This is a genomic window from Pseudomonas sp. R28(2017) (assembly GCF_002112505.1).
Classification (GTDB): domain Bacteria; phylum Pseudomonadota; class Gammaproteobacteria; order Pseudomonadales; family Pseudomonadaceae; genus Aquipseudomonas.
On record NZ_NEHW01000027.1, the window covers coordinates 1 to 11,167 of the forward strand.

4 protein-coding genes are annotated in these 11,167 nt (G+C 62.8%); 2 read left to right on the top strand and 2 right to left on the bottom strand.

Features of this window, described 5'->3' with window-relative positions; genetic code table 11:
- On the top strand, window positions 1–6,519 hold a 6,519-nt coding region (locus CAF78_RS27255; RefSeq protein ID WP_256576954.1), incomplete at its 5' end, for an immunoglobulin-like domain-containing protein.
- 156 nt (window positions 6,520–6,675) lie between these two features.
- Window positions 6,676–7,017, top strand: coding sequence for a tryptophan synthase subunit beta (locus CAF78_RS27260; RefSeq protein WP_085691065.1), 342 nt, complete (start codon window positions 6,676–6,678; stop codon window positions 7,015–7,017).
- A gap of 142 nt (window positions 7,018–7,159) precedes the next feature.
- On the opposite strand, the gene CAF78_RS27265 is transcribed toward CAF78_RS27260, so the two are convergent.
- Together CAF78_RS27265 and CAF78_RS27270 are read right to left on the bottom strand one after the other, a co-directional pair.
- Window positions 7,160–8,536 carry an HlyD family type I secretion periplasmic adaptor subunit gene (locus tag CAF78_RS27265; RefSeq protein WP_085691067.1) on the bottom strand — a complete coding sequence of 459 codons (1,377 nt, stop codon included), beginning with the start codon at window positions 8,534–8,536 and terminating at the stop codon, window positions 7,160–7,162.
- Window positions 8,526–10,682 carry a type I secretion system permease/ATPase gene (locus CAF78_RS27270; protein ID WP_085691069.1) on the bottom strand — a complete coding sequence of 719 codons (2,157 nt, stop codon included), beginning with the start codon at window positions 10,680–10,682 and terminating at the stop codon, window positions 8,526–8,528. The genes CAF78_RS27265 and CAF78_RS27270 overlap by 11 nt, the downstream gene beginning before the upstream one ends.
- Window positions 10,683–11,167 lie beyond the last annotated feature (485 nt).

Here is an 11,167-nt window from a genome sequence, read left to right on the forward strand (position 1 = left end):
GCCGGCAAGGTCGAAGCGACCATCACCGGAACTACCGGTGGTGATTTCGAGAACCTCAACGTCAGCTCGACCCCGGCAGTCACTGCCGTTACCGACTCGCTCGACACCAGCACCGTGGTGCTGACCGCCACCCCAAGCGTGACCGAAGGCGGCACCGTGGTGTACACCGCCACCGTCAGCGCGCCAGTCACCGGTACGCCGCTGGTGATTTCCCTGGCCAACGGCCAGACCATCACCATCCCGGTCAACGCCAGCTCTGGTTCGGTGGACTACATCGCGCCGAACAACGTCTACACCACCAACACGCCGCTGACCAACAGCATCACGGGTGTGACCGGTGGCAACTACGAGAAACTGGAAGCCTCGGGCAACCCAAGCACCACGGTCACCGACGACCCGGCGCACCTGGACAACACCGGTCTGGCCCTCACAGCCACCAATACTGTCCAGGAAGGCGGCCAGATCACCTATACCGCCAAGCTGACCAACCCGGCTGGCACCGAGATGAAGGTGACTCTGAGCAATGGCGCGGTGATCACCATCGCCAAGGGCCAGAGCGAAGGCACCGTCACCGTCGATGCACCGAAGAACACCGTGTACGTGGACGCAGGTAGCGTCAGCGCGACCATCACCGGCACCACCGGCGGTGATTTCGAGAAGCTGAACGTCAGCGCGACCCCGGCGGTAACCGCCGTTACCGACAGCATCGACACCAGCACCGTGACCCTGTCCGCCACCCCGAGCGTAACCGAAGGCGGCGTCGTCACCTACACCGCCACCGTGACCTCGCCGGTGACCGAGAAGCCGCTGGTCATCAGCCTGGCCAACGGCCAGACCATCACCATTGGTGTCAACGAGACCAGTGGTTCGGTCAACTTCACCGCACCGAACAACGTCTACACCACCAATGCGCCGCTGACCAACAGCATCACCGGCACCACCGGCGGCAACTACGAGAAGCTGGAGACCACCGGTACGCCAAGCACCACGGTCACCGACAATCCGAACAACCTGGACACCACCAACGTCAACCTCACGGCGACCGGTACCGTCCAGGAAGGCGGCCAGATCACCTACACCGCCAAGCTGAGCAACCCGGCCGGCAGCGAGATGAAGGTCACCCTGAGCAATGGCGCAGTCATCACCATCGCCAAGGGCCTGAGCGAAGGCACCATTACTGTCGATGCGCCGAAGAACACCGTGTACGTGGACGCCGGCAGCGTCAGCGCGACCATCACCGGTACCACCGGCGGTGATTTCGAGAAGCTGAACGTCAGTACAAACCCGGCAGTGACCTCGGTCACCGACACCATCGACACCAGCACTGTGACCCTTACCGCCACGCCATCGGCGGTCGAAGGCGGCGTGATCACCTACACCGCTACCGTCACCGCACCGGTCACCGGCTCGCCGCTGGTGATTTCGCTCGCCAACGGCCAGAGCATCACCATCGGCCTGAACCAGACCACCGGCTCCGTGGACTTCGTGGCGCCGAACAACGTCTACACCACCAACCCGGCGGTGACCAACAGCATCACCGGCGTGACCGGCGGCAACTACGAGAAGCTGGTCACCAGCGGTACCCCAAGCACCACGGTGACCGACAACCCGAACAGCCTGGACACCACCAACGTCAGCCTGAGCGCGACCGGTACCGTCCAGGAAGGTGGCCAGATCACCTATACCGCCAAGCTGAGCAACGCGGCGGGCAGCGAAATGAAGGTGACCTTGAGCAACGGCGCCGTCATCACCATCGCCAAGGGCAAGACCGAAGGCACTGTCACCGTCGACGCACCGAAAAACACGGTGTACGTGGATGCGGGCGAAGTGAAGGCGACCATCACCGGCACCACCGGTGGTGACTTCGAGAAGCTGAACGTCAGCGCGACCCCGGCGGTAACCGCCGTGACCGACACCATCGACACCAGCACCGTGACCCTGACCGCCACCCCGAGCGTGACCGAAGGCGGCGTGGTCACCTACACTGCGACCGTGACCTCGCCGGTGACCGAGAAGCCGCTGGTCATCAGCCTGGCCAATGGCCAGACCATCACCATCGGTGTCAACGAAACCAGCGGCACGGTCAACTACACCGCACCGAACAACGTCTACAACACCAATGCGCCGCTGACCAACAGCATCACCAACGTCACCGGCGGCAACTACGAAAAACTGGTCACCACCGGTACCCCAAGCACCACGGTGACCGACGGCACCAACACCAAGGACACCACCGGCCTGAGCCTGACGGCCACGTCGACGGTCGCCGAAGGCGGTCTGATCACCTACACCGCCAAGCTGACCAACCCAGCCGGCACCGAGATGAAGATCACCCTGAGCAATGGTGAAGTCATCACCATCGGCAAAGGCCTGAGCGAGGGCAGTGTCACCATCAACGCGCCGGCCGATGACCCGTACATCGATGCCAGCACGCTGAAGGTCAACATCACCGGCTCCACCGGTGGCGACTTCGAGCAACTGGTTACCGACGGTTCGTTCGTCGAAACCAAGGTCACCGACACCATCGACAACACCGGCCTGAGCCTGAGCGCCACTCAGACGGTCGCCGAAGGTGGCCAGATCACCTACACCGCCACCTTGACCAACAAGGCCGGCACTGCCATGACCGTCACCCTGAGCAACGGCGCGGTGATCCACATCGATGCCGGCAAGACCTCTGGCACCGCTACCGTCGCGGCCCCGGCCGATGACGTGTACATCGACGCGGGCAACGTCTCGGCGACCATCACCGGCACCACCGGTGGCAACTTCGAACAGCTGACCGTCAGCGACAAGCCTGCGGTCACCGCCGTGACCGACACCATCCAGACCACCACCCTCAGCATCAACGGCACCGCCGCAGTGGCCGAGGGCGGCACGGCCACCTACACCCTGACGCTGACCAACCCGGCGCAGACCGACGTCACCGTGAAACTGAGCTACAGCGGCACCGCCAGCAACGGAGCCGACTACACCGGCGTGGTCAGCGTGGTGATCAAGGCCAACAGCTCGACGGCCACCTTCACCGTCCCGACCATCAAGGACAACATCACCGAAGGCCCCGAGCAGTTCACCGTCAAGATCGACTCGGCCACCGGCGGCAACTTCGAGAACCTGGCCATCAGCGGCAGCGCCGGCAGCGCCACCACGGTCATCTACGAACCAGCCCCGGTGCTGGACCTGGACGCCAACGACTCCAGCGGCAAGGCCGGCGCCGACTACCAGACCACCTTCACCGAAAACGGCAAGGGTGTGTCGATCGGCGATGTCGACGTCAGCATCACCGACTACGACAGCTCGATGCTGACCGGCGCCACCGTGACCCTGACCAACCGTCAGCCAGGCGATGCCCTGAACCTGGGCAACAGCGTCAACGGAATCACCATCAATGCCAACAGCACCGACGGCAAGGTGGTGCTGACCCTGAGCGGCACTGCGTCGCTGGCCGACTACATCCAGGCGATCAAGAACATCACCTTCATCAACACCAGCGAAGACCCGAGCACTACGCCACGGATCATCACGGTAACGGTGACCGATGGTGTCAACACCTCCAACACCGCGACCACCACGGTCAACGTGATTGCCGTGAACGATGCGCCGACCACCACTGGCGGCGCGGTCACCGGCAACGAGGACACCGACCTGGTACTGGCCTGGAGCGACTTCAACGTCAGCGACGTCGATTCGCCGCTGAGCAGCCTGGGCGTGACCATCAACACCCTGCCAGGCGCCGGCAAACTGCAACTGCTGGTCGGTTCGACCTGGACCGACGTCAAGGCCGGCCAGACCGTCAGCCAGGCCGACATCGCCGCCGGCAAGCTCAAGTTCGTACCGGCCACCAACGAATCTGGCGTCGACGGCTACGGCGGCACCGGCGTGGGCAACAAGCAGGCCGACTACGCGCAGATCAAGTACACGCCTACCGACGGCAAGGATGCGGGCACCCAGGCCACGCTGAAGGTCGACATCAAGCCGGTCGCCGACGCCCCGACGCTGAGCATCGGCAACAACAGCGTCAACTCGCTGGGCCTGACCAAGGAAACCTGGACCTCGCTCAAGGACCTGGGCACCAATGGCAACGGCATCACCGGTGACGCGCTGAAGAACGTGTTCGCCAACTCCGGCAAGGCCGGCAAGACCGAAACCGTGACGACGGTCGACACCACGGCCAGCATCACCGCAGGTTCGGGCTCGAAGACCTCCGGCCTGATCTACCTGGAAGCCGGCAAGACCTATACCTTCAGCGGCACCGCCGACGACAGCCTGCAGATCGTCATCGGCGGCAAGAACGTTGCCGGCGCCATCTGGGCCAACTCCAGCGGTGCCATCTCTGGCAGCTTCACGCCGACCACCAGCGGCTACTACACCCTGGAAATCTACAGCGCCAACCAGGCGGGCCCGGGCAGCCTGGACATCAACATCCAGGTAGACAAAGGTGCGGTCACCGACCTGAACAGCACCAACATCCCGATGTATCCGAGTGTCAGCGCGCTGGCGAATGCCGGTGTGACGGTGTCCGACCTGCATGGCAGCAACGGCACGGGCTACTACGACGGCTACAAGCTCAACGAAGGCGGCGAGAACGGCGCACCGATCAAACTGGTGAGCATCAACACCGCACTGACCGACACCGACGGTTCGGAATCCCTGAGTGTCAAGCTCTCGGGCATCCCGGCAGGTTCGGTACTGGCAGACAGCGCAGGCCACACCATCACCGTGGGCAGCGGCGCCGTCGATGTCACCGGCTGGAACCTGGGCAGCCTGACCATCAAGCCACCGGCCTACTACCAGGGCCAGTTCGACGTGAAGGTCAGCTCGACCTCGAGCGAAAGCGTCGGCGGCAGCACCGCGACCACCGAAGGCACTATCAAGGTCACGGTCTACCCGCAGACCTACACCACCAGCAACCTGTCGTCCGACAGCGACACCATCACCGGCACCGATGGCAACGACATCATCGTGTCGGACGTCAATGGTCTGCACGTTGTACCGGGGCAGAACTACAACATCGCCTTCATCGTCGACACCTCGGGCTCGATGGGCTCGTCGGGCGTGAATGCGGCCAAGTCTTCGCTGGAGTCGGTCTTCAAGACCCTGGCCGCCAGCGTCAAAGGCGCCCAGTCGGGCGTGGTCAACATCCTCCTGGTGGACTTCGCCACCCAGGTCAAGAGCACGGTCTCGGTGACCCTCAACGACGCAGGCCTGAAAACCCTGCTGGCGGCACTGAACAACCTGTCGTCCGGCGGTGGCACCAACTACGAAGATGCCTTCAAGACCACCGCCAACTGGTTCCAGTCTCTCAAGGATGGCGGCAGCACCGGCAGCAACCAGACGTTCTTCATTACTGACGGCCAGCCGACCTACTACCAGACCAACGAGAAGACCAACCCGACGCTGGGCAACTCCGGCGTGACCATGGACGACTACCTCGCCTCGATCAACTACAAGGCGGGCATGACGGTCAATGCCTACATCAACAACAGCAACTACATCAGCATCGACAGCAGCGGCAATCTGCAAGTGCAGACATACAGCAACAAAAACGGCTGGTCCTACAGCACGTCCGGCCAACTGCATGCCGAAGGCAATGGCAGCTACGAGCTGTCGAAACTGGCCGGTACCGGTAACTCCACCGACAAAGACACGCTGTCCAACTCGACCGACAGTTTCAAGATCCTCTCGGCCTTGTCCGACGTCGAGGCGATCGGCCTGAACAGTGGCGTCAATACCAGCGACCTGAAGCCGTACGACTCCGATGGCAAGCCGCAGACCAACATCGACCCGAGCAAGCTCGCCGATGCCATCCTCGGACACACCGAGGCCACCCTGCCGGGCAACGACACGGTCAACGGCGGCGATGGCAACGATATCATCTTCGGCGACCTGGTGACCTTCCCGTCGATCGCTGGTACCGGCGTCGAGGCCATCCAGGCCTATGTCGCCGGCAAGACCGGAGTCGAAGTCGGTGACGTGGACGCACGGGCGATGCACCAGTACGTCAGCGAGCACTACACCGAGTTCGACATCTCCGGGGCCAACGACGGCAGCGACACCCTGATCGGCGGCGCAGGCAATGACATCATCTTCGGCCAGGGTGGCAACGACTACCTCGATGGCGGCAAGGGCAATGACATCCTGCTCGGCGGCAGCGGCAACGACACCCTCATCGGCGGCCAGGGTAATGACATCCTGATCGGTGGCAGCGGTGCCGACCTGTTCGTTTGGAAGGCAGGTGACGTGGGCAACGATGTGATCAAGGACTTCAAGGCCAGCGAGGGTGACCGCCTCGACCTGCACGACCTGCTGCAGGGCGAGACGGCCAGCACCATCGACAACTACCTGAAGATCACCACCGCCGCAGATGGCACCTCGACCTTGCAGGTCAGCTCCGACGGCAAGCTCAACGCCGGCGGCAGCGCCGACGTGACCATCAAGCTCGAAGGCGTGAACTGGTCGAATACCACGGTGAACTCGCTGATCAGCGGTGCCGACCCGACCATCAAGGTCGATCACTGATCCCTCCCCGCGGTGGCCAGGCCTGGCCACCGCGGGGGCGGCCTTCCCTGACTTCCTCGCGCAGCGCATACTCACGCGCCGGGCTCACCTGCCTGGTGAACTTTGCCTATGCTGCGGATTACCAACTAAGGAACCATCGTGACGAGGGACGACGCCATGTTCTACGTGCAACGCGACGCCGACGGCCAGTTGCTGCGGGTAGAAGCTGCCCCCTATGCCGAATTCACGGAAATGCTCCCGGCCGACCATGCCGACATCCTCGAATGGTTTGCCGACGACGTGGTCGAGACCAGCCTGCGTCAGCTCAAGCAGAGCGACCTGGACATGATCCGCGTGCTGGAGGACTTGATCGATGTGTTGACCACCAAGGGCGTGATCAGCATCACCGACTTGCCCGCCGGCGCCCAGGCCAAGCTGCTCAACCGCTCCACCGCGCGCAAGGCGCTGGGCAGCTTGAACAACCTGATCCAGGAAGATGAGGACAGCGGGTTGATCTGAACCGCATTCTGCAAACCGACGCGGTCCCTGTGGGAGCGGGCTTGCCCGCGAAGCAGGCGCCGCAGTGGATGGCACCGGCTTCGCCAGTGTTCGCGGGCAAGCCCGCTCCCACAGGGTACTGTCTACAGGGCCGTAGACCTCATCAGCGCTCGCGCAAGGCCTCGGTGCGGGCCTTGATGATCGGCTTGAGCAAGTAGCTCATGATGGTCTTCTTGCCGGTCTTGATGTCCACCGTAGCGACCATGCCGGGGATGATCTGCAGCGGTTTGTCGTCGCTGCCCAGGTGGCTCTTCCCGGTGCGCAGGCGGATCGGGTAGTAAGTGGTCTTCTTGTCTTCGTCGGTGATGGTGTCGGCGCCGATCTGTTCGAGCTTGGCCTCGAGCCCGCCGTAGATCGTGTAGTCATAAGCAGTGAACTTGACCATGGCCTCCTGCCCCGGGTGCAGGAAGGCGATGTCCTTGGGCAGGATCTTCGCTTCGATCACCAGGGTGTCGTCCAGCGGCACGATCTCGATGATGTCGCTGCCTGGCTGGATCACCCCGCCGATGGTGTTGACCAGCAACTGCTTGACGATGCCGCGCACCGGTGAAGTGACCAGCGTGCGGTTGACCCGGTCGTCCAGCGCCTGAGTGGTCGCGGTGGCCTTGTTCAGGTCGGTGCGCGCCTCGTTGAGCTGGGTCAGCGCGTCGCTGCGGAACTTGCCGCGGGTTTCCTCGATCTTGCTCTGCACTTCCTTCACCGCCGCCTCGGCGCGCGGGATGGCCAGTTCGGTGGCGTCCAGTTCGCCACGGGTCTCCACTTCGGAACGGCGCAGGCGCAGGATCTCGACCTGGGAAATCGCCCCCTTGGCCACCAGCGGCTCAGACATGCCGATTTCCTGGCGCAGCAGCTGCAGGCTGTTGGCGTACTGGGCGCGCTTGGAATTGAACTCGCGCAACTCCTGCTGCTTCTGCACCAGTTGCTGCTGCAGGCCATTGACCTCGTCATTCAGTTGCTGCCGCCGGCTGGCGTACAGCGATTCTTCGCTGGCCGCCTGGCTGGGTGCAGACTCGCGCAGCTTGTCGTCGATCGTCAGCGGCCGGTCCTCGACCTCGGCACTCAGGCGCTCGACGCGCAAGGCCATGGCCACGCGTTCGGCCTCCGTTTCGCCCTTGTTCGAGATGAAGCGCGTCTGGTCCAGGCGCAGCAAGGGTTGACCGACTTCCACCACTTCCCCCTCCTTGGCGAAGATCTCGGCGACGATGCCACCCTCCAGGTTCTGCACCTTCTGCACCTTGGACGACGGGATGGCCTTGCCCTCCCCCCGGGTCACTTCATCGATGGGCGCGAAGCAGGCCCAGACGATCAGGAACAGGAAGAACGCGATCACGCCCCAGATGGTCAGGCGCACGACACGCGGGGCGTCTTCGATCAGCGCCTTGTTGACCTCGGGCAGCGGTTGCCCATGCAGCGAATCGGAGCCCTTGAAATAGCGCCGCAGGCTGTCCTTGAACTGGCCGATCTCGAGCTTATGCAACACTGATCTGCCCCTTCTTCAGTGCATCCATGACGGCAGCTTTCGGGCCATCGGCGACCACCTGGCCGCGGTCGATGACGATCAGCCGGTCGACCAGCGTCAGCAGCGAGGCCCGGTGGGTCACCAGCAGCACGGTCTTGCTCTCGATCACCGCCTGCAGGCGCTGCTTGAGGCGCTCTTCGCCTGTATTGTCCATGGCCGCGGTGGGCTCGTCGAGCAGGAGGATCTGCGGGTTGAGCAGCAACGCACGGCCGAGGGCGACGTTCTGCCGCTGGCCGCCGGAAAGGTTCTGCCCGCGCTCGCCGACCTGCAGCTCGTAGCCGTCCGGGTGCAACCGGGCGAATTCATGCACACCGGCCAGTTCGGCGGCCTGCAGGATCAGTTCGTCCTCGATGTAGCGGGCGCCGCTGACCAGGTTGTCGCGCAGGGTACCGGCCAGCAGCTGGATGTCCTGCGGCACGTAGCCGACGTTGTGGCGCAGCTCGCTGACGTCGATCTGACGGATGTCCACACCGTCGACCAGCAGCGAACCATTGTCCGCCTCGTACAGGCCGACGATCAGCTTGGCCAGCGAGCTTTTGCCCGAACCGCTGCGGCCGATGATGCCGACCTTTTCACCCGGGCGGATATTCAGGCTGATGTTCTTCAGGGCCTGGTTCTGCTGGTTGGGGTAGGTGAAATCGACGCCGCGGAACTCGATGGCGCCCTGCAGCACCTGGCGGCTAAGCGGGCGTTCCTCGAAATTGCGCTCTTGTGGCAGCTCCATCATCTGGTTGGTCGAGGCCATGGTCACCTTGGCCTGTTGATAACGCGCCAGCAACCCGTTCAACTGGCCAAGCGGGCCGAGGGCGCGACCACTGAGCATGTAGCAAGCCACCAGGCCACCCATGCTGAGGTTGCCGTCGATGATCAGGTAAACACCGACACAGATCATCGCCACGCCGGCCATCTGCTGGATCATCAGGGTGATGTTCATGGCCAGGCCCGACAACACTTTCACCCGCAACTCAAGGCGGCTGAGCGTGCCGAGGGTCTGTTCCCACATGTACTGGCGTTCGCTCTCGGCATTGTTGACCTTGACCGCGTCCAGCCCGGCCAGGGTTTCGATCAGGCTCGACTGGCGCTCGGAGGCCAGTGCCATGGTCCTTTCCATGGTCGCCATGAGCGGTTTTTGCAGCGCATAGCCGATGCCCAGTGCCAACGGGAAGGCCAGGACAGGAATCCACACCAGGTGGCCGCCGATGATGGCGATGACCATGAGGATGATCAAGGTGAACGGCAGGTCGATCAGGCTGGTCAGGGTCAGCGAGGCGAGGAAGTCGCGCAGGCCCTGGAACTCGTGGATGTTCTGGGCAAAGCTGCCGACCCGCGCCGGGCGGTACTTCATCGACATGCCGACAATGCGCTCGAACAGCGTGGAGGAGATGATCAGGTCGGTCTTCTTGCCCGCCAGGTCCAGGCACAGGCTACGCAACCCTTTGAGGATCAGGTCGAACAAGTAGGCGCCGGTAATACCCACCGCCAACACCCACAGGGTCGACGTGGCTTGGTTGGGTACCACGCGATCGTAGACGTTCATCACGAACAGCGGCGCGGCCAGCGCGATCAGGTTGATCACCAGGCTGGCGGCGATGGCGTCGATGTACAGCCACTTGCTGCGCAGCAGGGTGTCACGGAACCAGGACTTGGCGCGCGGGATGAGATTGCCGTGGTTGACGTCGTACTTGTGCTGCGGCTGGGCGAAGAACACCTTGCCGCTGTAGTCCTCTACCAGCGCCTCGCGGCTGACCAGCACCTCGCCACCGTCGCTCTCGCTGAGCAGCAGGCGTGCGGTGTCGGCGTTTTCCCAACCGAGCAGGACCGCGGCGCGGCCTTCCTTGAGCAGCAGCATGGCCGGCATGGCAATGCTCGGGATCTGCTCCAGCTTGCGCTGCAGCAGGCGGCCCTGCAGCCCGGCGCGGGCAGCGGCACGGGGCAGCAACTCAGGGTTCAGGCGCTGAGCCGGCAGGGGCAATCCAGTGGTCAGCATCACTCGGCTGGCGGGTTTCTGATGCAACACGCACAGGGTCAGCAGACAGTCCAGCAGGGGATCGTCATGCTGACTACGCGGATCGTGGTTGAGCTGGACTCGTCTGACGTCGGATTCCACGTGGCGCTCTTCCTTGCAGTAGTTGGAACAATTGCCGATTGTTCTTTCCAGCAGACGACAGCGAAACCCGAAGGTTCATGACGGCTGCACAGCGGACGATTCTAAAAATATACCCACCCCTCCAACAGCACTAACAAAAGACTAACGATTCATCACACAGGCGCAAGTCAAAGTTGCGCTTCGCTTGTTGGCAGCGCCGCCGTTGTATCCGCAAAGTCATGCAGGACGGGGCTTTAAAACAGAGCGCCACATTTTCGATGATGCAAAGACATTACAACTAATACGAAAGTAAGAGTTGGCAAGCGGATAATTCACGATATGACTTTAGCTTGCCCACACTCGCAGCCTCGCAACCGAAGTCAATCATTCGTCGTTTTCAAATCAGCCAAAAGCCGTGTGCGCAACAGTTTGATATTCAGTGAATAAAAGCACTTTCGAATCATTCCAAAGACCCGTCAACGGGGCATGGAAGGTACTGGTCGAGT

What these genes read in the sequence shown, in the direction of transcription:
- CAF78_RS27260 (WP_085691065.1), top strand. Translation starts at nt 6,676, where the DNA reads ATGTTCTACGTGCAACGCGACGCCGACGGCCAGTTGCTGCGGGTAGAA.